Below are 22552 nucleotides of genomic sequence, written 5' to 3'. Positions count from 1 at the left end.
GGGCGGCTCCTTGAGGGTGACGAGCGGGCACAGCGCTGCCTGGCCAGATGCCGAGCGCGCCGGGGAACAGTGAGTGAGGTCGGACGAGGCGTCAGCCGAAGCGCTGGTAAAACTCTCGCGGGCTGACAGACAGGTGTTTCTGAAAGCTGCGCCTGAGGTTTTCCGGATGACCGAAACCGGTTAACCGCGCCACCGTCGCAATCGAGGCCTGCGCGTCGAGCAGCAAGTTGCGCGCGGCCTCCAGGCGCACCCTTTCGATGTACTGCCCCGGCCCTATGCCGGTTTCCTGGCCGAACAGGCGACAGAGAGTGCGCGGCGTCATGTGCGCCTGGGCGGCCAGTGCGTCGATAGAAAGATCGTCGCCCAGATGCCCGGGAATCCATTCCAGCAGCGCGGCCAGACGCGCCACACTGCTGGTCGGTGCTATCAGCAGCGGGCTGAACTGGGTCTGTCCGCCGGGCCGACGCAGGAACATCACCAAACGCTGGGCGACTGCCAAAGCCAGGGCGCGGCCGAGATCCGCCTCGACCAGGGCCAGCGCCAGATCGATGCCCGCGGTAACGCCCGCCGAGCTGAACAGGTGCGCCGCCTGCGAGTCGGTCGGGTCGTAGGTGTGCAGCCGATCGCCCTGCACCTCGATGGCCGGGTATGAGCCCAGGGCGGCAAGATCAGCCCAGTGCGTGGTTGCCTTGCGCCCGTCGAACAGCCCCGCCTCGGCCAGGATCAGCGCGCCGGAGCAGACCGATCCTAGGCGGCGTACCCTGGGTTCTGCCCTTCGCAGCCAGTCAAGCAGCGGTTGGTCGTGCTTCTGCACATCCACGCCGACGCCGCCTGGCACCAGCAGCGTATCCAGCGTGGCGGGATCGCACCCGGCCCAGCTCGCATCCGCCACCAGCTTCAGCCCCGCCGAGGTCGCGACCGGGCCGGCGCTGGCGCCGAGCAGCATCAGCTCGTAATGGCGCGGCAGGCCTTGTCGCTGCCGCTCGACGTTCGCGGAGGCGAACACCTGCATTGGGCCGGTGACGTCCAGGCTCATCACATCCGGGTAGATCAGGCAGGCGACGGTGCGGGTGGCGTCCATGGGGCACCTCTCAGGGAAGATGCCTGCAGTCTGCTGCCGACACGCATCTGTCGCAATGACAAGGTTCCCATGAATCTTGCCAGATGCGCTGCGGGCGGCCATTCATCACCACCGCCCCCACGAGTGGCGCGTGACCTCTGCATAAGGGCGCTGCGGGGTACGTGGGATCGGCGAGCGGACGGCTCTGCTTCGATTGCGGCCTGGGCTCAGCTGTTCTTGGCTCGCAACCGATACTGCCCCGGTGTCATGCCCACCACGCGCTTGAAGTCGTGAATGAAGTGCGCCTGGTCGCTGTAGCCGCAGGCGAGGGCGGTATCGAGCAGCGGCTGGCCGGTGCGCAGCTGATTGCGCACCAGTGCCACACGCTGAATGCGGCTGAACTGCTTAGGCGTCATCCCCACCTGATGGCGGAACAAACGTTCCAGTTGCCGCTGGCCGAGCGGTACGCTCTGGAGCAGGTCGGTCAGGCGGGCACGGCCGCCCTCGGCCGCGATCTGCGCCAGCAACTGTTGCACCGGCGTGCGACGCGCCTGGCTTGCTCTGAGGCGCCAGAGCAGTTCGCGCTCGACCACAGCCTGCTGCGCGTCCCGTTTCAGTTCAGCCAGCTGATCGATCAGGTGCGCGAATCCAAGCCTGGGCCAGCTGGCGTCGTGGAATCCAGCCAGCTCGTCGAGACCGATGCCGAATACCGCGTCGCCCATGCCGGGGTGAAAGCGCACGCCCATCATCCTGACTTCACCGACCAACTGGAGGCGTGCGCTGGCCAGCTGCGGGCCAGCGATCAGCGTCCGCAGGCTGCATTGAGTGCCATCGAAATTCAGCGGGTCGGCAAAGTTGAAGATGACGCCACTGCCGCCGTCCGGGTGCAGCATCTGCTCGTCGAAGGTCTGCGAGCCGTCGCCTTCCACCCACCAGAAACGCTGCACGTACGCAGCCAGCGCCGGGCTTGGCGGACGTGTGATGAAACCCTGAAGGGAGGGCAGGCGACCGTGGACGGAATCGGACATGACGGGCCCGTTGGAGGATGTCGAAAATCTACAATAGCGCAGCCTGTGGCCTGCGTAGCCTTGGTCTCACATTCAAACCAAGGAGTGACTCCAATGCGCATGAACTACCAGGCCGCCGCCCCCGACGTAATGACCGCCATGATTGGGCTGGAAACTTACCTGGCACGGCAAAGCCGCCGCGAAGACGGTATCGACAAGCCGCTGATGGAGCTGGTGAAGATTCGCGTCTCGCAGATCAATCGCTGCGCATTCTGCATCGACATGCATACCAGGGACGCCCGCGCCATCGGTGAAACCGAGCAGCGCATCTATGCCTTGAGTGCCTGGCGCGAAACGCCGTTTTTCACTGAGCGAGAACGCGCCGCGTTGGCCTGGGCCGAGGCCAATACGCTGCTGCCAAACGGTATAGAGCAAGCCCTGTTCGACGAGGTGCGCCAGCAGTTTTCCGAAGCCCAGCTGGCCAACCTCACGCTGGCGATCGCGACCATCAATGCCTGGAATCGCTTTGGTGTGTCCTTCGCGCCGGTGCCGGGCAGCTATCAGCCGGAGTAGTACAACCCTCTGCCGCCTGGCTGGAAAGGCGGGCGGCTTAAGGTTTGAGGTCCTGGTTGCTCATGGCGCAGAAGCTCTGCGCCTGCCTGGACGAAGGAAGCGCCCGCAGTTGAGTCATGCATTGGGCCTGGCTCGACGTTCGCGCTGCGCTGAGCATGGTCTGCCCATCGACGCTGATCAGGTAAGGCCGGTTGTAGCGGGGCCCGTCTCGCCAGACGTTGAACCGGAGATCGCTCAAGGCGCAGCGGTATTGCATATGGCCGGAAAATCCCTTGAACCGGTCGCTCCGGAACACATGGTGGTATTTCTGCCAGTCACGGGCGCGCTGGCCTTCGCGCACTGCTTCGATGCAGCCGTCCAGCTCGGTGATGTCTGGTTCATGCAGGAAAATGCTCTGCGCCAGGCTCGAACCATCCAGTTGCATGGTCGCCACTAGATAGACGCGTTGTTCGGCCGCCTGCGTCGTGAGCGCCCCTAGCAGACCCAACGCCAACATCCCTGTCCTGATCAATTCGCCTGCTCCTGAATGGCTGTCTCTTCGAGGGACGCACCCTAGCCGAGGATGCTGTCTGCAAACAAGCGGGAGGCTTGAACAGAACGGCCCGCCGCGCTTGCCAGCCTCAACAACATGGGGGCGAACCCCTCATAGGCCCGTGTCGTCGAACTCAGTGTCCCCGCGTGAGCGTTGAGGTTGGAGAAATCAAATGTTGCAAGCCCATCGTCGAAGCCGGCTAACGTTTGCCCGCTTTGCTGTAAATTGGCCTGCCATGAGCAACGAAACCTTTCTTACATGACCCTCCTGATAGCGTTCGCTGTCTTATCCATCCTCGTTTCATTCATCTGCTCGATCCTCGAGGCTGCGCTGCTGTCACTAACGCCCAGCTTCATCGCTCATCAAAAGGCTTCCCGTCCGAAGCTTTATGAACGTTTGAAAGAGTTGAAAGACAAGGTCGACCAGCCGCTGGCTGCGATCCTGACGCTCAACACCGTCGCCCACACCGTCGGCGCGACTGGCGTCGGGGCGCAGGTCACCGTGGTGTTCGGCAATGGCTATGTCGGTATCGCGTCCGCCTTGATGACGGTCCTGATCCTGGTGCTGTCCGAGATACTTCCCAAGACCATCGGTGCCCGCTACTGGCGCACCCTTGCGCCGTTCCTGCCGCCGATTCTCAATGGCATGATCTGGGTCCTCAGACCCTTCATCTTCATGTCGGACATGATCATGCGGCTCGTCGGCGGCAAAGAGCCTGAGCACGATATCCGTCAGGAGATCAAAGCCCTGACAGTGCTTGGTCGCGAGAACAAGAGCCTTGATGAGGACGAGCAGCGCGTCATCCGCAACATCCTCGACCTGCACGACATCAAGGTTCGCGACGTGATGACGCCGCGCACGGTCTGCGACTACACCTCGCCGGACACCAGCATCGAAGCGTTCAAGGAAAAGGTCGCTGACAGCCAGTTTTCACGCTACCCGGTGATTGGCGATGACGAGAGCCCGCTGGGCCTTGTGTTCCGCTATGACGCCCTGGCGGCGCCGGACGACCAGGCTCCGGTTTCGACGATCATGAAGCCGCTGCGGGTAGCGCCGGAAATGACGAGCGTCGAAAACCTCATGACCCAGCTGCTGCACGAGCGTCAGCACATGTGCTTGGTATACGACGAGTTCGGTAGCTGGCGCGGGCTGGTTACGCTGGAAGACATCATGGAAACCATCATCGGCAAGCCGATCATGGACGAAACCGATGACATCCCCAACATGCGCCGCTTCGCCAAGCGCCGCTGGGATCACCGGATCAAGAGAGCTCGCCAAAACTGATCTGCGAGCGGAAACGTGGACATTACGAAGCGTTCCGCTGATGGCCTCAACCAGCGCCGCCGTCCAACATGGCGGCGCCTTTATCCGTCCTACTTCGGCTGCAACTCCAACAAGCGTCCACCATCCCCATCCTCCAGCAGCCAGACGCTTCCGTCCGGGCCTTGTTCGACTTCGCGGATGCGCGTTCTCATGTTGTACCGTGCGGCCTCGCTAGCTTCTTCACCGTTCAAGGTGACACGGACCAAAGCCTCGGCCGACAGGCCACCGATAAACGCATCGCCTTTCCAGTCAGCAAACCGCTCGCCGTCATAGATGACCAGGCCTGCAGGTGAGATTACCGGCGTCCAGGAAACCTTCGGTGCGATGAACTCGGGGCGAGTGTCGTGATCGGGGATCGGGCGGCCGCCGTAGTGGTCGCCGTTAGAGACTTCCGGATAACCGTAGTTGCCGCCTTTCTGGATCAGGTTGAGCTCATCGCCGCCTTCGGGGCCCATTTCGTGTTCCCACAGGCGACCCTGCCCATCGAAGGCGATCCCCAAAGGATTGCGATGCCCCAGCGACCAGATCTGCGCCGTCACACCGCCTTTGTCCGCGAACGGATTGTCAGCCGGCACGCTGCCGTCTTCGTTCAGGCGGATCACTTTGCCGAGATTGGCGTTCATGTCCTGCGCGGGCGTGAATTTCTGCCGCTCCCCGGAGGTGATCCACAACTTGCCGTCCGGGCCGAACGCGAGACGATGCCCGTAATGGCCTTTGCCGGAAACCTTGGGCGACTGTCGCCAGATCACTTTCGGGTCTAACAGCTCGCCGCCGTCGGCGCTCCGCTTCAGGGTTGCGCGGGTGACCGCTGCGCCCCGGTTGCCGTCCTCACCATGCTCGGCATAGCTGAGGTAGATGACGTTGTTTTGTGCGAAATCCGGATGAAGGATGACGTCACCCAGCCCGCCCTGACCGCCATAGGCCACCTCTGGCACGCCGGTGATCTCATGAACCGTTCCGGTCTTTACGTCGACGTGCTTGAGCGCACCGCGCTTTTCCGTGACCAATGCCGTGCCGTCCGGCAGAAAGGTCATGGCCCAGGGTTCGGAGAAGCTGGCTCGTGGCGTCACGCTAAATGGCCACTGGCTCTTCTCAACCGTAGCGGGTGCGGCAATGGCGAGGGAAGCCGCGCCGGCAGCCACAGCGCTAAGGATCTGCAACGAAAGCTTTTTCATCGCCATCTGTCTCCAAAAATCAGGCCCCAGTAAAACCGCACTGGGGCCATTCGAGCTGTGCTGGAACCTGTGTTGGCCATCTCGCCCAGCGCAGCCGGTCGTGGGCATTACTGTGTCCGGGTCACCCGCCATACGATGTTAGCCAAGTCGTCCGCGACGATGAGCGCCCCCTTCGGATCGACCGTCACGCCCACCGGCCTGCCGTGCGTTCCTTCGGCGGTGCGAAACCCGGTCACGAAATCCACCGGTTCGCCCGAGGGTTTTCCGTTCCTGAAGGGCACGAACACCACTTGATAACCGGACGGATCTTCGCGATTCCAGCTGCCGTGCTCGCCGACGAACACGCCTTCGGCGAATTTTTCACCCATGACCGGCGACGAGAAGTCCACGCCCAGCGCCGCCACGTGCGGGCCTAGCGCATAGTCGGGTTTGATCGCCCTGGCGACCAAATCCGGGTCTTGTGGGCGCACGCGCTCGTCGACATGTTGGCCCCAGTAGCTATAGGGCCAGCCGTAGAAGCCGCCTTCCTGTACCGACGTGAGGTAGTCGGGGACCAGGTTCGGTCCAAGCTCGTCCCGCTCGTTCACCACCGCCCACAGCTGGTCCGTGTCGGGGCGAAACGTCAGTGCTGTTGGGTTGCGCAGGCCCGTTGCGTAGGGCTTGTGAGCGCCGGTTTCTGCGTCGATTTGCCAGATCATCGCCCGGTCGACTTCAGCCTCCATCCCGCGTTCGGTGATGTTGCTGTTCGAACCAATGCCCACATACAGGAAGCGTCCGTCCGGGCTCGCCGTCAGTGCCTTGGTCCAGTGATGGTTGATCCGGTAGGGCAGGTCGGTGACCTTCACCGGCTCGCCACTGGCCTCGGTCTGACCTTCCTGATACTCGAAGCGCACCAGCGCATCCTGATTGGCGACATAGAGGTTGCCGTTGGCCAGCGCCAGGCCGTACGGCGCGTTGAGGTCGTCCGCAAACACTTTCTGCAGTTCATACACGCCGTCGCCATCCGCATCCCGTAGCAGGGTCAGGCGATTGCCGCTTTTGACCGAAGTCGTGCCCTTTGCCTTGATGTAACCGGCGATCACATCCTTAGGCCTGAGCTTGGGTGCATTGCCTCCGCGGCCTTCGGCCACAAGGATGTCCCCGTTCGGCAATACGAGGGTCTGTCGTGGGATTTGCAGATCGGTCGCGATCGCACTCACCGTGAAACCCTCGGGAACGGTTGGCTTCTTATCGCCCCAGCCGACAGGGTCAGCAATCGTCATGCTGGGCAACAGTCCGCGCTGAGGTTCGTCTAGTCTGGGGTTTTCGCCTTTTACCGAGGCGATGTCCTGCTCCGCGCCGCCGCAGGCGCTCAAGAACAGCGCCACGGTCAGGGCGCTCAGTGGGCCTGCGTAGTTCATGCTTCACCTCCCGAACGTAGATTGGTAAAGCCGATCCAGGTCGCCGCGCAGGCAAGAAGGGTCACGATCACTGACAGGATCAGGCCGGAGGGCATGCTCGCCCAAGCGTCCTTGGCGTGTACCAGCGCGTTGAAAAAGCCCAGCACCCAAGTGGCGACCAGCAACAGCAGATAGATCAGCGGCCGCCCATTCTTATGCGTGGCTTTGACCAGATTGACCAGCGCGAACACGATCGCCAATCCGCAGAAAACCAGGCCGCCGGCAACCAGCCACGACGCGAAATTGGTCCATTGAATCTCATAGGTCTGAAAGTAGGCGATATCACTTAGCAGGCCGCCTAGAAACAGCGGAACGGTCCCGGCGAGCAACGTCGCGTGAACCGGGTTCGGTACATGACGGGAAGTACTGTGTGTCGTGTGGTGCGTGCTGTGGGTGATAACGGTCACGGAGGCATCCTCATCGCTGGGCGATCCGGGCCTGATGCATCGCGCGGATGCGCCTGCTGCCTGGCTCGCTCTGACTGTGCATTAATGGGGATCGTGTCGTTGGGGGGGAAGTTCACTTGTATCGACGAGGCGCTTGATCACAGCGGAGTGAATTGGGGCGCACCAGCACAGCCTTGGTGACGCTGTTCGCTCTGTATGAATGGCGCACCGACATCTACTGGCGAATACAGGAGCGGTGCGCCTGTAGTGCATGCACTGGTTGCCAGGAGAAGCTCGCGGCGGCTAAAAGCTTAGAAATAAGCGGACAATCTGATCGTTGCTTGATCGGTATATCGCTTTCAAAATCTGCGGGGGCTGAAGTTGGCCGGAATTACAGGGCTACCTCAGAGCATCCCTAACGTTTGGTTAAGGGGCGGGCTTTAGCCCGTCCCAGTGAGCGAAGCGAACGATTTGAGCGCCTTGTTAGGTGCTGCCTACTTGCGCGGCAAAAAATAACCAGCTCTTTGTAGTGATTTGATTTTATATTTCAGCAAATACACTAGTGATGGCGCCATTATGACTGCATAGCTTAAAAATACTAAGAGCTGGTTAGCCATTGATTCGCTTGAGGACTCTCTATGTTTCCCGATAAGGTAAAATAGAGGGGACAGAAAAATACATGCAAAAAACAAATAGATGGCCATGCCGAGCGTTAATTTGAAGGTGCCATAAAAAAGCCTTGCGTTAGTTAGCAGCAAGCCAGCATATAACACTGCGGCTGCCAACATTGCTGGCGTAAAACACAGAATTGTTAGTATCAGCTCGATAAGCATAAGCACCTAACGCGAAATTAAGGGGCTGGCGGTACGGCAGTCCCAGCGAGTGAAGCGAGCGAGCTTGAATGCCTGGTTAGGCGGCGCTGCTCTTGCGCGTACTAAAGCCACACCGCAAAGACCTGCATGAGTGTGCCTATGACGATAAACCAGAATCCTGTGGCTGGTTTAAAGAATGCATAGGTTCTAAGCCAAGTTCTAACAGGCGTGTCTGGGTTGTCGATGATCTCTCGGGTGATATGCGACGGTGGTCCATACGGATAATTGACGTCGTCTCCGTACCGGTCAAAGAGCTTTGTGAAGAGTCCCGCCACCTCAAGCTGAACTACGCCAGTTAGAGTGGCCAGAAGACCTGCAGTGGCCATCAATTTCCCAGCACAAGGCCATCCGAGAGCGATTCCGGTGACAGCTCCAAAAGTGACAGAGCCAGTTACGAGAAGCAGGACAGCAAAAGCATGGCGTTCGTAGCGCTTGAAATAGTTCGACAATGCATCTGTCCTATTTTGTTTTTAGGGGCATGTATCGCATTTGCGACGCCTAACGTTTGGTTAAGGGGCGGGCTTTAGCCCGTCCCAGTGAGCGAAGCGAACGATTTGAACCAGTTGTTAGGCTTTGTTCGGTGGGACATAAGCCTCCTCAAACTGTGGTAAGTCGTCACTGATGGGCCACCAATTAGCCTTTGATCCTGTGTAGAAATGTGCCACTGGTTTGACTGAAAGCTCTTCTTTAAGGAGGCCAGCCCTGATGCGTAATACGCCCGGTAAAGTGTCCTTTTTGCTGTAAATGGGTGATCCGCACTTGCTGCAAAATACTCGTTGTTTGCCAGGAGATGACTCAAAACTCGTAATTAATTCTGCGCCACTGATCAGCTGAAAAGCAGCTGAGGAAACCGGCGTGTTTGTGGCGAATGGTGTCCCCTGGGCTTGGCGGCACTGTGAACAATGACATATTTGAATTGGTTCAGGCTCGGATTCAATACGGAATTTAATTCCGCCACATAAACAATTGCCGGTATACAAAGGAGCCTCCTGCTCTAAGAGCCTAACGTTTGGTTAAGGGGCCGGCTTTAGCCGGTCTCGAGTGAGCGAAGCGAACGGCTTGAACCAGTTGTTATATTTGCGAGAACATCTCATCAATGTGCTCCCTATCGTAGTTCAGTACCCACTCGTTATGACTTTTGTATAAAGGCAGTAGCGTTTCTTTTTTTAGCGCCACTACATCCATGCCTCGGTCGTCGTAGAGATTCAGCACAAGACCTTTGGTGTGGTTTATGAAATAACATTCACCGCCAATTGATGGCTGCCTTGATATAAAGTCAGTGTTTATTGAAGCTAACAAGATTTTATTGATATTTGCATCTCCGGTTGTTAGCCCGTGCGCCGTGGCTCGATGCCAGTATTCACATTTGTAGTTTAAATTTTCCGAATATAATTCTCTGTGCTTAGAGAATGAAATTCCTTTTGGTCTTTCTATTTTTATTTGACGAAGAACATAGCATTTTTCCTTAATTTTTCTTCTGCCGTCAGAAAATATCTGATAGACAATTGATATGTTATCTGAAGATGTAAAGGCTGTGTTAAATATACTTTGTGCCCTTTCTAGGGCAGCTTTGAAGTATTCTTCATTAAGTTGGCGTTTTTCTCGGTTGGCCCAGACGCCAATTTCAGCTGGGCCAATCTCAAATCTTAATCCGAATGGATTGTTATAGAACAAAGGCTTCTCTAGCTTGATTTCGTCTTGGCTCACGCGCACAAAGTCCCTTTAACGAATATAACGTTTGGTTAAGGGGCGGGCTTTAGCCCGTCCCAGAGAGCGAAGCGAACGATTTGAACCGCTTGTTAGGCCGTTTGAAGTTTTTGTAGGAGTTTTTGACCCTCTGGCCAAGCGCCCAGACCGCTAGAGCTATTGATATGACCGGCCTCACCGATGTTAACAAGATCACTACCCCATATCGAAGCGCACTCTTCAGCGTACGAGATACCACCGTAGGGATCATTGGTACTTGCGACAATAATAGATTTGAAAGGCAGGGGCTGGTTTGGCAATGGCTCGAACCCAGCTGCTTGAGTTGGAAATATTGGATTTTTGGGGTTTGGTACGGCGACTAATAAAGCTGCTTTGATTTGTAGTTTTGTTTTTACCGCCCAGTGCGCAACGAGCAGGCATGCCAAACTATGGGCTACCAGAATAGTGCTTGGGCCAGCAGGTCTAACGCTTTCTTCAAGAGATTCGACCCATTCTGCGCAGTTTGGATTGTCCCAGCTTAATTGATTGACGCGAATATAATTTTTATTTAGTTGTTCCCAGCGACTTTGCCAGTGTTCTGGCCCTGAATTCCCAATGCCTGGTAGCGTGAGTACTTTCATGTTGGCGAATCTCCTTTTTTCACAGGGCCTAACGTTTGGTTGAGGGGCGGGCTTTAGCCCGTCCCAGTGAGCGAAGCGAACGATTTGAACCAGTTGTTAGGCTTTGTTCGGTGGGACATAAGCCTCCTCAAACTGTGGTAAGTCGTCACTGATGGGCCACCAATTAGCCTTTGATCCTGTGTAGAAATGTGCCACTGGTTTGACTGAAAGCTCTTCTTTAAGGAGGCCAGCCCTGATGCGTAATACGCCCGGTAAAGTGTCCTTTTTGCTGTAAATGGGTGATCCGCACTTGCTGCAAAATACTCGTTGTTTGCCAGGAGATGACTCAAAACTCGTAATTAATTCTGCGCCACTGATCAGCTGAAAAGCAGCTGAGGAAACCGGCGTGTTTGTGGCGAATGGTGTCCCCTGGGCTTGGCGGCACTGTGAACAATGACATATTTGAATTGGTTCAAGCTCGGATTCAATACGGAATTTAATTCCGCCACATAAACAATTTCCGGTATACAAAGGAGCCTCCTGCTCTAAGAGCCTAACGTTTGGTTAAGGGGCGGGCTTTAGCCCGTCCCAGAGAGCGAAGCGAACGGTTTGAACCAGTTGTTAAGGGGGGCTGAGCGCTAAAGGCCAAGGCAACCACCCACGGAATCCTCCAAAATCTCTACGAGCTCGGGGTCCATGTATTTGTACTCATCTGGGATTTCAAGAACATGAATAGGCTTGTGATCAAGAAGACGAGTAAATTCCGCAACTAGCCTGTTCTTATGCTTCTGTTCCATGACAATAATTACATCAGCCCAGCGGACGTCCGCTGGGCCTACTGTTTTTCGAGCATTTGGGCTTGTACCCGCAGATCGAACACTGATTTCTGGGTGTTTACGCCAGACTGTTTCAGCTGTGGGGCTTCGCCACTGATTGCGGCTACAGATAAACAGTACATTTTTCATGGTTCTATTTGTCTTCCAAAGGCTGCTCGTCGTCCAGAATCTGACGCGATGTCTTTATCGGATAGTCTATTCCTAGTTGCTTTGCTCGAATAAGTTTCTCCGACCGAATGTACATCAGCTTCCAGTTCTTCTCAGGCGTCTCTTTGGAGTCTTGAGATTGACCACCTCTTTTAGATTTCATTTTTGTTTTAAAACGCCTCCAAGCTCGATTTCTTTCTTTATTCATTTCTCTTCCTCATTCCTTTATCGGGTTCAGCAGCCGCGATAATACGGAGAGGAATTCACTACAATTTTCGTGCGCCCCTTAACGTTTGGTTAAGGGGCGGGCTTTAGCCCGTCCCAGTGAGCGTAGCGAACGGTTTGAACCACTAGTTAGGTGATTGCAGACCATTCGGCCCACGGGTAGTGATAGCTGTGGCTTTCGTGAACGAAGTATCTTTTACCGCAGTGTAAGCATTTGCAGTAAAACTCAGGCTCCCATGGGATGTCATTTTTCTTTTCGATTTGTATATAGCCACGATTCTGTTCTTCTTCTGGCAAAAAACTCTGAGCAGAATTGTAAAGATTGCACCTGCAGGTTTTTGACGCTTTTAACTCTAATATTTTTAGTGCTAGCTTAGGTATTTCACGACTATCAGTGACTGATAAATGCTCCGGTTTTGGTAGTTTCGCGACGGCGGCGCGAATGGTGGCTATTGATTCTAATGGGAACTCACTAAGCTCAGCTACATTTGCTTTGATTATGCTCCACCCCGCAGACCATGCGAGATGATTATCTCCTGAAGAGATATCTCTGAGAGCTTTCTCGATATCCATTCAATTACCTAGCTATAATTAGACACCAAGTGGTGTATAAGACATCCGACGGGACTGGTGTATAACATTCCTTGCCATGACTGCGCTCCTTGTCTAGGCTGCGTTTCGAAAGGACGATGACTGTATAAGGGAGTTATACACCATGGACGGAAAGCCGAGATTGCTAGATCAGGTACGCGATCAGATCAGGCTGAAACACTACTCGATTAGAACTGAACGTGTCTATTGCGAGTGGGTCAAGCGCTACGTACGGTTTCACAATTATCGGCACCCTATTGAGATGGGGGCTGCGGAAGTAGAAGTCTTTCTTTCTGACCTCGCGGTTCGGCGAGACGTTTCTGCTTCTACGCAGAACCAAGCGCTTGCCGCGCTGTTGTTTCTTTATAAGCAGGTGCTCAAGCAGGATTTACCCTGGCTAGGCGAAGTAGTGCGCGCCAAAAAACCCGCCCGACTGCCTGTTGTACTGTCTATTCAAGAAGTGCAGCAGATACTCAGCCGGCTCGAAGGGGAGGTCGGCCTTGTCGCGCGACTTTTATATGGGGCCGGTCTTCGCTTGATGGAGGCCTTGCGGCTGAGGGTGAAGGACGTGGACTTTGCACGCAACGAACTCATCATCCGTGACGGTAAGGGGCAAAAAGATCGCGTCACGGTGCTCCCTGTCAGTGTGATCGAGCCTCTTAGACTCCACCTCGCGACGGTGCGAGTGATGCATCAACAGGCGTTGGCCGAAGGCAACGGGGATGTCTATCTCCCGGACGCTTTGTCTCGTAAATACCCCAAGGCTCCTTGGGAGTGGGCTTGGCAGTATGTATTTCCAGCGACGGGACTGTCAGTGGACCCGCGCAGCGGGGCCGTACGCCGTCACCATATGGATGAGAAGCGGGTGCAGCGCGCCTTCAAGCGTGCGGTAACGGCATCGGGGATTGCGAAGTTGGCAACGCCGCATACGCTCCGCCACAGCTTCGCGACGCATCTATTGGAAAGCGGCCAGGACATACGCACCGTACAAGAGCTGCTCGGTCACGCTGACGTCAAGACAACCATGATCTATACACACGTGCTAAATCGAGGTGGTCTAGCTGTGTTGAGCCCGCTGGATCGACTATAGAAAAGGCTGGATGCGGTGCTGGCGTTTTCGGCGAGGGCTCCATGGTCGCCGCAGAGAACCGATATAGCGCGTCGTTAACCTCACGCTGTGAAACTGGGCGCTTCATGCTGGGGAGAGAACGTAGCTAACAACGCCGTCTCGGAAAGCGACAGTCCGCTTTCCGAGAAACGGCGGGCGGTTACAGTTCGATGGAAATGCCAGCCTGCAACGTACGCGGGGCGCCTGGATAGGCCCAGACGTTCCAAGCACGCTCGTAATACTCTTCGTCGAATACGTTATCGAGGTTGAGATTGAGGCGAACGCGGTCGGTTAGCGGGTAGTAGGCCAGCAGGTCGACCACGGTGTAGGCGTCCAGGTCGTAGGCCGTGCTGGTTGTGGTGCCCTTGCGCGAGCCGACGTACTTCACGCCAACGCCGAGGCCCAGCCCATTTAGGGCGCCATCGTCGAACTCGTAGGTGTCGAGCAGGTTGAAGCTGTGCTCCGGTACGTTGGCGAGGCGGGTTCCCACCGGTACGGCGGCACTGTTGCTTTCAGTGATTTCAGCATCAACGTAGGCATAACCACCGATGACGCGCCATTGCGGGGTGATGTTACCCGCGACACTGAGGTCGAAACCGCGGCTGCGGACCTCACCGGCTGCAACTTGGAAGGATTGGGAGCCAACGTTTGCCGGGTCAGCCGTCAGCACGTTTTCCTTGGTGATGTGGAAGAGTGCGGCGGTCACGCTCAGGTTGTGTTCCGGCAGGTCGTACTTCACGCCGGTTTCGTAGGCGATGCCTTCTTCCGGGTCGAATGCCTGGCTGCTGCGGTCGGCGCCGCGGTTGGGCTTGAACGAGCGAGAGGCGTTGGCGTAAACGGCCAGGGCTTCGGTCAGGTCGTAGATTGCGCCAATGCGCGGCGACACAGCGTTATGCGACTGGTCCCAGCTGCCAGCGGCCGACAGCTTGTTGACGTAGTTCTGCTCGAAGCGCTCCAGGCGCGCACCCAGTTGCAGGGTGAAGCGGTCGGTCACTTCGACTTGGTCCTGCATATAGAAGGCATAGGACTTCAGGTCTTCGTCGTCCCAATATTTTGGGCCTTCAATCGCTGGAAGTGGCTGGCCATAGACCGGATCGTACATGTCGATGGGGAAGGCGCTTACGCCACCCGCGGAACGGTCGATCCGTGAGCTGTAGTTAAAGTCGTCATACTCGATACCGGTCAGCAGCGTATGCATGAAGCCAAGAGCGCTGAAGCGGCCTTCGAGGTTGGCCTGAACGGCGAAGTCGTTCCACTCCAGCCAGCGCTCGCTGTAGTTGCGGCCCACGGTGCGGCCATCAGCGGCCAAGCCGTTGTTTTCGACCGCGCCGCCTTCGAGGCTGCCGTCCAGGTATTGCACACCACCGCGCAGGGTCCATTGATCATCCAGCAGGTGCTCGATGCGCAACTGGGTCGTGGCGTTTTCGTTGCTGAACTTGCCAGCGCTTTCCTCACCGAGGAAACGATCGCGCGGCAGTTCGCCTTGCTGGTTGGCGTAGCGCGGGAGGCCGCGATCGAGCGGGTGGCGGTTATGGAGGTAATCGCCTTCGAAGATGATTGCGGTGGCGTCGCTGAGGTCCCAGCGAAGCACCGGCGCGATGTTGTAGCGTTCGCTTTCGACGTGATCGCGGAAGCTGTCAGCGCCTTCGGCCACAAGATTCAGGCGATAGGTGAACTCGGCCTGCTCGTCCAGCGCGCCGGTGGTGTCTAGCGTGCCGCGACGCAGCCCTTCGGTGTTGAACTGGGTACCTAGTACGGTGCGTTGTTCAACCTGTGGTTGCTTGCTGACGATGTTGAAGGTGCCGCCCGGGTCGCCACGGCCATACAGCATGGAGGCCGGGCCGCGCAGCACTTCGATGCGTTCGATCGTGGCGGCGTCCGGCATGTTGGGGTAGCCGCGGTTGATGGCGAAGCCATTGCGGTAAAACTCCTGGGAGCTGAAGCCGCGCACCAGGAACTCAGTCAGGCCCTGGCCGCCGAAGTTGTTGCCGCGCTCGACGCCACCGGCATAGTCCAGTGCATCTTCCAGGCGCGTTGCGGCAATGTCTTCCACGACCTGTCCCGGGACCACGCTGATCGACTGTGGGATTTCGTGTATCGGCGTGTCGGTGCGCGTCGCGCTGACCGAGCGGGTTGCTCGATAACCGTCTACCGGTCCGTCGCCGCGCTCGGCCCCAGTGGCGGTGACTTCCATCTGCTCAAGCGCGATGGGCTCGTTGTTTGATTCCGGTTTTTCGGCAGCGTAAGCGGTGGCGGCGAGCGCCTGTAGCGACAGTACAGGCACGAGAAGTCGACGCATTGAGGCATTTCCTTTGGGGGCTTCGAGCGGAGGGGTGCAGATGCTATAGCTATTGATAACTATTATCAATAAGCTGTGACTGCTAGGTCGACAGCCGGATGCGTCGTGACAGCCGCAACCTGCTTGTCGTGAGCGCCCGCTTTTCGTGCTTGACGCACAAACCAAGTGCTCCGAAGCGGACCATTTGATCCGCTTTTGCATCGCTGGGCAGTTAAGTTATTGATCTTTCATCCAATTGAATCGGTGGCACGCTTTCTGCTCTGTCCTCTCCTGTCGTCCTAGCGTGCAAGCGGGAGGCGGCGTGCAAACAGAGAAGCGCCTGCGCCACTGGCGACGCGCTCAGGTTCAGCCTTGCGACAGAGGAGTGCGTCATCCATGACTCTGCAATACGTTCCCATCATCGACCTGGCGCCGTACTTTTCCGGCACACCGGAGGGCAAGGCCCAGGTAGCCAAGGCCGTCGACCAGGCCTGTCGTGACATTGGATTTCTGGTCATCACCAACCATCAGATCCCCACAGAACTGATTGAGCGCGTGACGCGGCTGACGCGGCAATTCTTCGCTTTGTCACTCCCGGAAAAGCGCAAGGTCGACCGGCCCAGCCCCGACATGGTGCGTGGCTACAGTGCAGTGGCGGAGGAGAGCCTGTCGTACTCACTGGAAGAGGCGGCACCGGGCGATCTCAAGGAATCCTTTTCCATCGGCCCCAGCGATGTGCCGGCGAAGGACTACTACCGCTGCGCCGCTGCCGGCCCGCATTTCGCGCCGAATGTCTGGCCGGCCGACATTGAAGGCTTCGAGCGGGCCTATCGCGACTATTTCGCCGCGATGAGCGAATTGGCGCAGTCGCTGATGCGCATTTTCGCCTTGGCGCTGGAACTGCCGGAAACCTTCTTCGACGATAAGATCGACAAGCACATCAGCATGTTCCGCAGCCTGAGCTATCCGGACCTAAAGGGTGAAGTCGAGCCAGGTCAGCTACGCGCCGGTGCCCATACCGATTACGGCAGCCTGACCATCGTCAAGCCGGACAACGCGTTGGGCGGTCTGCAGGCGCGTAACCGCCAGGGCGACTGGGTGGACGTGCCTTATGTTGAGAACGGATTCGCGGTGAACATCGGCGACCTGATGATGCAGTGGACCAACGACCAGTGGATTTCCACGCTGCATAGGGTGGTCAACCCGCCGGCCGACAGCGCCGCCGACAACGGTCGCCAGTCGCTGGTGTTTTTCCATCAGCCCAACTACGACGCGCTGATCGAGTGCCTGCCGGGTTGCTGCAGCGCCGCCAATCCGCCGCGCCATGCGCCGGTCACCTCCGGCGACAACCTGCTCTCCAAGTTCGTCAAGCAGACCACCTTCGGCAAAGGCCTGGAGGTCGCATGAGCACGCTGTCCTACGTCAACGTCTTTGCCCGCGACATCGAAGCCCTGAGTGGCTTCTACCGCGAGCTGTTCGGCTTCCGGAACATTCCCGAGATCGCCTCACCGATCTTTCGCGGGCTGGATACCGGCAAGAGCTGCATCGGCTTCAACGCGCCGGACGCTTACGAACTGCTGCATCTGGATGAGTACGCCGACACGCGCGGCTGCAAGTTCCTGCTGAACATCGACGTCGACTCGAAAGACGAGGTCGATCGCCTGGTGCCCGTTGCCGTCGCCATGGGCGCGACGCTGATCAAGGCACCCTACGAGACCTATTACCACTGGTATCAGGCGGTGCTGCTGGACCCGGAAAACAACGTGTTTCGCATCAACCACATGCTTTGACGTGCCAACCTCAGGAAGACCAAAAATGCTCAATCAGATGAAACGGACCTTGTGTGCGGCGGTGGCTCTCGGGCTGGCGACGACTGTTGGCGTCGCCTCGGCGCAGGAAAGTGAGGGGCTGACCCTCGATAAACCGGCGAAGATCGCCATGCTCTACATCAGCCCGCGCAACGACGGCGGCTGGACCCAGGCCTTTGATGAGGCGCGGCAGAAGCTCGAAACCGAGCTGGATACCAAGATCCAGTACGTCGAGAGCGTGCCGGAGAACGCCTCTTCGATCCGCCCGGCCGTGGACCGCCTCATCCAGCGCGGCGCCAACGTCATCATCGGCACCGCCTTCGGCTACTCGGACACCTTCAAAGAACTGGCCGAAAAATACCCTGACGTGGCGTTCCTCAACGGCTCGGGCACCACCAACAGCGGCAATCTCGAATCCTTCTACGGCCGTACCTACGAAAGCCAGTACCTCTGCGGCATGGCCGCGGGCGCGGCGTCGAAGACCGGCAAGCTCGGCTTTGTTGCGGCCAACCCCTTCGGTCAGGTGAACTGGACGGTCAATGCGTTTGCCCTCGGCGCGCAGCAGATCAACCCGGACGCCACTGTCACCGTGGTCTATACCGGCGCGTGGAACGATCCGGTCAAGGAACGCGCCGCCGCCATGGCGTTGATCGACGCCGGCGCTGATGTGCTCGGCCAACACGTCGATAGCCCGACACCGCAGATCGTCGCCCAGGAGCGCGGCGTGCACGGCACCGGCCACCACAGAGACATGCGCGAGTTCGCCCCGGACGCCACCGTCTGCTCCTCGGTCTGGGTGTGGGACAAGTTCCTTGCACCGGAGCTGAAAAAGATCAGCGCCGGTAACTGGACGCCACCGGAAAACGGCGCGCTGCTGTCCATGGCCGAAGGCGGCACCGACGCGGCCTGCTGCGGCCCGGCGGTTTCCGAAGCAGACAAGGCGAAGATCATGGCCGCCCGCGAAGAGCTGCTCAAAGGCGAGAAGAAGATCTATGCCGGGCCCATGGTCGACCGTGACGGCACCGAGCGCATCGCCGCCGGCGAGGTCATGGCCGACCCTGCGCTGTGGCAGATGGACTGGTTCGTCAAGGGAGTGATCACCCAGCAATGAGCAACCTCAACGCGATCCAGCTGACCGGGGTGAGCAAGTCGTTCGACGGCTTCATGGCCCTGACCCAGGCGGACTTCACCGCCAAGTGGGGCGAAGTGCACGCGCTGCTTGGCGAGAACGGCGCAGGCAAATCCTCGCTGATGAACATCGCCGCTGGCTTGTACGCACCGGAAAGCGGATCGCTGTTGATCAATGACAACGCGGTGCGGCTCAGCGGCCCGCGCGATGCGAGCCGCTACCACATCGGCATGGTTCATCAGCATTTCAAGCTGGTGAAGCCTTTTACCGTGGCCGAGAACATTCAGCTGGCCCTGCCCGAGGGGCCGGGCAACCACGCTTTCGCGGGCAGCCATCGGCAGCGCTTGGCTGCATTGGAGCAGCGGATCAGCGACAAGGCAGCAGAGCTGGGTTTCACCATCGACCCGCAGCAGGTCACCGAGTCACTGTCCGTGGCCGAGCAACAGCGGGTGGAAATTCTCAAGGTGCTGCTGGCGGGGGCGCGGATATTGATTCTCGACGAGCCGACAGCGGTGCTGACCGATGGAGAAGCCGAGCGCCTGCTGGAAACGGTGCGGGCCTTTGCCCGCCAGGGCGCGGCGGTGATCCTGGTCACCCACAAGATGAGCGATGTGAAACGCTTTGCCGACCGCGTCACCGTGATGCGCGGCGGACGGACGATTCAAACCCTTGATCCGCAGACGGTCTCGGTGCCCGAACTGGTGCGCCTGACCGTGGGTGATTCCGCGCCGGCCAGCGAGTATCAGCCGGCGACACCGGGTGAGGTGCGGCTGCAGGTGCGCGATTTGCGTTCGACCGGGGTAGGCGGACACGGCGCGCTAAATGGCGTGACGCTGAGCCTACGTGCCGGCGAGATCTATGGTGTCGCTGGAGTCGGAGGCAACGGCCAGAGCGAACTGGCCAACGTGCTGATGGGGTTGCCGGAGCCCTGCCAGGGCACGCTGGACTTGGCGGGCTTCGGCGACTTGCGCCGGGCTAGCCCGGAACAGCGGCGCCAGCTGCGCATTGCTGCGATCCCCGCTGACCGCTACGGCACGGCGCTGGCCGGCGAGCTGTCGGTGGCCGAGAACTTCGGCGTCGGGCAGGTTCACAGCGGGCGCTACGGTTCTTTCTTCAATCTGCGGCGCAAGCGCCTGGAAGCAGAGGCCGCCGAGGCGGTGGCCGGGTTCGATGTGCAGGGCGTGCGTTCGCTGAAACAGAAAGCTGCGCTGCTCTCCGGGGGCAACGCGCAGAAGCTGGTGATTGCCCGCGAATTTTCCCGCGACCCGCAACTGGTGCTGGTGCACAGCCCCAGCCGCGGATTGGACGTGCGCGCCACCGCTGCGGTTCACGGCCGGCTGCGTGCCGCTCGCGACGCCGGCGCGGCCGTGCTGGTGATCAGTGAAGACCTCGACGAAGTGCTGGCCCTGGCCGACCGCATCGGCGTGATGAGTGGCGGGCGCATGGTGGCCGAATTCGACCGCCCGGCTGACCGGCAGGCAATCGGCCGGGCCATGGTGAGTCACGACGAACAGGGCCAAGCAGCATTAACAACTGAAGGGGCAAACCATGAATGAACAGGTACGCCCGATGATGCTGGAGCAGGCCACGTCAGAGGCGAAGCGTGCAAAACAGCCGTTGCTGTCGCGTCGCTACGCCTTGGAGATCCGTCAGCAGCTGGCCTGGCATTGGCAGGCGCTGATCATCGGTCTCGCGCTATTGCTCGGCTTGGGCATTTCCGCCGCGATTCTGGTCGCCGCCGGGGTGCCGGCCGGCGAACTGCTCAACGAATTCGTCATCCTCACGGTGTTCGACGCGCAGAGCCTGAAGGCCGTGTTGTTCCAGGCCTCGCCTATGATTCTCGTCGGCCTGGCCGGGTGCATGGCGTTTCGCGCCAAATTCTGGAACCTGGGGCTGGAAGGCCAGATGATCTGGGGCGCCATCGGTGCCACCGCGATTTCGCTGTTCGAGGTCGGCCCGCCCATGTTGCGCTTGCCGCTGATGCTGGCCGCGGCCATTTTCTGTGGCCTGCTCTGGGCGCTGGCGCCGGTGCTGCTCAAGCTGCGGCTGAAGGTCAACGAGATCATCTCGACGCTGATGCTCAATTACCTGGCGATCAACTTCCTGCTGCACCTGCTCTACGGCAGCTGGAAGGACCCGAAGAGTTCGTTTCCCTATTCGCCGCAGTTTCAGCCGTTCGAGCGCTTGCCCGAACTGTTCGAGGGCATCAGTGCCGCGGTGCCGCTGGCGGTGGTCGTCGCGTTGCTGGCGCTGTGGTTTCTCGGCATTTCCCGCGCGGGGTTGTACCTGCGCTTCGTCGATGCCAATCCGCGTGTGGCGGGCGCCGTCGGGGTGCCGGTGCAGAAGATGATCATCGGCACGGTGCTGATCTCTGGCGCCATGGCGGGTATCGCCGGGTTTCTGGTCACGGCGGGGCAGGAGGGACGGCTGACCCAGTCGTTCTATCAGGGCTACGGCTTCTCCGGCATCCTGATCGCTTTTCTCGCGCGCAACAATCCGCTGGCTGCGCTGGTGGTGGCTTTGCTGATGGCGATGCTCTTCGTCGCTGGGCGCAGCTTGCAGGTGTTCTACCAGATCCCCTTTTCCATGGTGCAGCTGATCCAGGCAATCCTGGTGATCTGCGTCGCCTCCTCGGATTTCTTTATCCGCCACCGTATCCGCCGCGTTCAGGGAGGCGAAAGCTGATGGACATGATCGCCAACTGGCTTGGGAACACACCGGACTTCGCCGTACCTTTCGCCCTCGCGGCGCTGGGGCTGATTCTCACCGAGCGTGCCGGGGTGCTGTCGCTGGGGGCCGAAGGGCTGATGCTGGTCGGCGCGTTGGCCGGTATCGGCGCGCAGCTGGCTTACGGCACGCCGGGCATCTCCCTGTTCCTGGCCATGGTTGCAGCAGCGGTGGTGTCGTTGCTGTTCGCGCTGATGGTACTGGTGCTGCGGATCAACCAGGTGATCGCCGGATTGGCGCTGGTGTTCTTCTGCCAGGGGCTGACCGGGCTGCTCGGCACGCTGCTGGACTGGACCAACAAGCCGGTGAAGGGGTTGGGCGCGGTCGAGCTGTGGCCGCTGTCGGAGTTGCCGCTCCTGGGCAAAGTCTTCGTGCAGAACCCGCTGGTGTTCATGACGCCCTTGATCGTGCTCGCGGTGGTCGCCTTTCTCACACGCAGCACGACAGGGCTGCGGATGCGCGCGGTCGGAGAGAACCCACAGGCGGCGGATGCGGCGGGTATTTCCGTAATGGGCTACCGGCTGGCGGCGATTCTCGCCGGCTCCGCGCTGATCGGCCTCGCGGGGGGCTATATCTCGGTGCTCAGTACCAAACTGTGGATTGCCGACATGACCGGTGGCCGTGGCTGGATCGCCGTGGCGCTGGTGATCTTCGCGCGCTGGTCTCCGTGGAAGGCGCTGGCCGGTGCGCTGCTGTTCGGCTGCATCGAGGCGCTGATCCCGCAGCTGGCTGCCGCCGGCGTGCGCCTGCCGCAGTACTTCGTGTTGATGACGCCCTACGCCGTAACCCTGGCGGTGATGATCTGGGTGGCCAGCGGCAAGCAGGTCAGCGGCAATCAGCCGGGCGCGCTGGGCATTCCCTTTATCCGCGAAGAGCGGCGCTAGCAACGCCGTAGTCTCTGGTTGCCGTCCGCCTGAAACCGAGACTCACGGGCACTGTGCGGCAGCCGATGCGCCCGAAGTTTTCGGGCGCATCATCCGACCTATCCGGATCAACGATCGCGGCTCGCGCCTTCGCGAGACCGCGTCGA

Annotated in this window: 23 protein-coding genes; 9 read left to right on the top strand and 14 right to left on the bottom strand. The window is 59.1% G+C overall.

Annotated elements, in window-relative coordinates:
* Window positions 1–91: 91 nt before the first annotated feature.
* A complete protein-coding gene (locus tag ACSSNI_RS08525; protein ID WP_448259115.1) occupies window positions 92–1081 on the bottom strand; it encodes a GlxA family transcriptional regulator in 990 nt (329 codons plus the stop codon).
* Between the two features lie 206 nt (window positions 1082–1287).
* The gene (locus ACSSNI_RS08520; protein ID WP_448259113.1) at window positions 1288–2088 is read right to left on the bottom strand and encodes a helix-turn-helix domain-containing protein; all 801 of its coding nucleotides are present in this window, start codon (window positions 2086–2088) and stop codon (window positions 1288–1290) included.
* A gap of 93 nt (window positions 2089–2181) precedes the next feature.
* Here ACSSNI_RS08520 and ACSSNI_RS08515 point away from each other — a divergent pair, with 93 nt between their 5' ends.
* Complete coding sequence (locus ACSSNI_RS08515) at window positions 2182–2640, top strand: carboxymuconolactone decarboxylase family protein (RefSeq protein ID WP_448259111.1); 459 nt, start codon at window positions 2182–2184, stop codon at window positions 2638–2640.
* A gap of 37 nt (window positions 2641–2677) precedes the next feature.
* On the opposite strand, the gene ACSSNI_RS08510 is transcribed toward ACSSNI_RS08515, so the two are convergent.
* Window positions 2678–3136 (bottom strand): hypothetical protein, encoded by a 459-nt coding sequence (locus ACSSNI_RS08510; protein ID WP_448259163.1) that lies wholly within the window; start codon window positions 3134–3136, stop codon window positions 2678–2680.
* Window positions 3137–3430: 294 nt separating this feature from the next.
* Between ACSSNI_RS08510 and ACSSNI_RS08505 the strand changes: the two genes are divergently transcribed.
* The gene (locus ACSSNI_RS08505; RefSeq protein WP_200636611.1) at window positions 3431–4456 is read left to right on the top strand and encodes a CNNM domain-containing protein; all 1026 of its coding nucleotides are present in this window, start codon (window positions 3431–3433) and stop codon (window positions 4454–4456) included.
* Between the two features lie 89 nt (window positions 4457–4545).
* On the opposite strand, the gene ACSSNI_RS08500 is transcribed toward ACSSNI_RS08505, so the two are convergent.
* The 10 genes from ACSSNI_RS08500 to ACSSNI_RS08455 form a co-directional block, all read right to left on the bottom strand.
* Window positions 4546–5670 carry a PQQ-dependent sugar dehydrogenase gene (locus tag ACSSNI_RS08500; RefSeq protein ID WP_448259109.1) on the bottom strand — a complete coding sequence of 375 codons (1125 nt, stop codon included), beginning with the start codon at window positions 5668–5670 and terminating at the stop codon, window positions 4546–4548.
* A 107-nt stretch (window positions 5671–5777) separates the two neighbouring features.
* On the bottom strand, window positions 5778–7070 hold the full coding sequence (locus ACSSNI_RS08495; RefSeq protein ID WP_200636609.1) for a PQQ-dependent sugar dehydrogenase: 1293 nt from the start codon (window positions 7068–7070) through the stop codon (window positions 5778–5780).
* Window positions 7067–7516, bottom strand: coding sequence for a DUF2231 domain-containing protein (locus ACSSNI_RS08490; RefSeq protein ID WP_418952656.1), 450 nt, complete (start codon window positions 7514–7516; stop codon window positions 7067–7069). The genes ACSSNI_RS08495 and ACSSNI_RS08490 overlap by 4 nt, the downstream gene beginning before the upstream one ends.
* 913 nt (window positions 7517–8429) lie before the next feature.
* A complete protein-coding gene (locus ACSSNI_RS08485) occupies window positions 8430–8816 on the bottom strand; it encodes a hypothetical protein (protein ID WP_200636608.1) in 387 nt (128 codons plus the stop codon).
* 117 nt (window positions 8817–8933) lie between these two features.
* Window positions 8934–9347, bottom strand: a complete 414-nt coding sequence (locus tag ACSSNI_RS08480) for a GFA family protein (protein ID WP_448259107.1) — start codon at window positions 9345–9347, stop codon at window positions 8934–8936.
* Between the two features lie 91 nt (window positions 9348–9438).
* The gene (locus ACSSNI_RS08475) at window positions 9439–10074 is read right to left on the bottom strand and encodes a DUF3885 domain-containing protein (RefSeq protein WP_200636606.1); all 636 of its coding nucleotides are present in this window, start codon (window positions 10072–10074) and stop codon (window positions 9439–9441) included.
* 92 nt (window positions 10075–10166) lie between these two features.
* Window positions 10167–10694: an RBBP9/YdeN family alpha/beta hydrolase gene (locus tag ACSSNI_RS08470; RefSeq protein ID WP_200636604.1), complete on the bottom strand. Its 528-nt coding sequence runs from the start codon at window positions 10692–10694 to the stop codon at window positions 10167–10169.
* A gap of 96 nt (window positions 10695–10790) precedes the next feature.
* On the bottom strand, window positions 10791–11204 hold the full coding sequence (locus ACSSNI_RS08465; RefSeq protein WP_200636602.1) for a GFA family protein: 414 nt from the start codon (window positions 11202–11204) through the stop codon (window positions 10791–10793).
* A 438-nt stretch (window positions 11205–11642) separates the two neighbouring features.
* Window positions 11643–11864 (bottom strand): hypothetical protein, encoded by a 222-nt coding sequence (locus ACSSNI_RS08460; RefSeq protein WP_200636600.1) that lies wholly within the window; start codon window positions 11862–11864, stop codon window positions 11643–11645.
* 146 nt (window positions 11865–12010) lie between these two features.
* Window positions 12011–12454, bottom strand: coding sequence for a hypothetical protein (locus ACSSNI_RS08455; RefSeq protein ID WP_200636598.1), 444 nt, complete (start codon window positions 12452–12454; stop codon window positions 12011–12013).
* Between the two features lie 142 nt (window positions 12455–12596).
* On the opposite strand from ACSSNI_RS08455, the gene ACSSNI_RS08450 reads away from it, so the two are divergent.
* Window positions 12597–13562 carry an integron integrase gene (locus ACSSNI_RS08450; RefSeq protein WP_200636596.1) on the top strand — a complete coding sequence of 322 codons (966 nt, stop codon included), beginning with the start codon at window positions 12597–12599 and terminating at the stop codon, window positions 13560–13562.
* Between the two features lie 178 nt (window positions 13563–13740).
* Here ACSSNI_RS08450 and ACSSNI_RS08445 read toward each other — a convergent pair whose 3' ends face one another.
* Window positions 13741–15879, bottom strand: coding sequence for a TonB-dependent siderophore receptor (locus ACSSNI_RS08445; RefSeq protein ID WP_200636594.1), 2139 nt, complete (start codon window positions 15877–15879; stop codon window positions 13741–13743).
* A gap of 375 nt (window positions 15880–16254) precedes the next feature.
* Here ACSSNI_RS08445 and ACSSNI_RS08440 point away from each other — a divergent pair, with 375 nt between their 5' ends.
* Genes ACSSNI_RS08440 through ACSSNI_RS08415 form a run of 6 tightly spaced genes read left to right on the top strand, consistent with a single transcriptional unit; the run spans window position 16255 to window position 22406 of the window.
* Window positions 16255–17265 carry an isopenicillin N synthase family dioxygenase gene (locus ACSSNI_RS08440; protein WP_200636593.1) on the top strand — a complete coding sequence of 337 codons (1011 nt, stop codon included), beginning with the start codon at window positions 16255–16257 and terminating at the stop codon, window positions 17263–17265.
* Window positions 17262–17648, top strand: a complete 387-nt coding sequence (locus ACSSNI_RS08435) for a VOC family protein (protein WP_200636592.1) — start codon at window positions 17262–17264, stop codon at window positions 17646–17648. The genes ACSSNI_RS08440 and ACSSNI_RS08435 overlap by 4 nt, the downstream gene beginning before the upstream one ends.
* A 25-nt stretch (window positions 17649–17673) precedes the next feature.
* Window positions 17674–18777 (top strand): BMP family ABC transporter substrate-binding protein, encoded by a 1104-nt coding sequence (locus tag ACSSNI_RS08430; protein WP_200636591.1) that lies wholly within the window; start codon window positions 17674–17676, stop codon window positions 18775–18777.
* Window positions 18774–20351: an ABC transporter ATP-binding protein gene (locus ACSSNI_RS08425; RefSeq protein ID WP_200636590.1), complete on the top strand. Its 1578-nt coding sequence runs from the start codon at window positions 18774–18776 to the stop codon at window positions 20349–20351. The genes ACSSNI_RS08430 and ACSSNI_RS08425 overlap by 4 nt, the downstream gene beginning before the upstream one ends.
* Window positions 20344–21480 (top strand): ABC transporter permease, encoded by a 1137-nt coding sequence (locus ACSSNI_RS08420; RefSeq protein ID WP_200636589.1) that lies wholly within the window; start codon window positions 20344–20346, stop codon window positions 21478–21480. Before ACSSNI_RS08425 ends, ACSSNI_RS08420 begins: the two co-directional genes overlap by 8 nt.
* Window positions 21480–22406 (top strand): ABC transporter permease, encoded by a 927-nt coding sequence (locus ACSSNI_RS08415; RefSeq protein WP_200636588.1) that lies wholly within the window; start codon window positions 21480–21482, stop codon window positions 22404–22406. The genes ACSSNI_RS08420 and ACSSNI_RS08415 overlap by 1 nt, the downstream gene beginning before the upstream one ends.
* Window positions 22407–22552 lie beyond the last annotated feature (146 nt).

This window comes from Stutzerimonas tianxiuensis (genome assembly GCF_053470365.1).
The sequence above is the reverse complement of the archived record's forward strand: the minus strand, read 5'-3'. Positions and strand labels throughout refer to the sequence as shown.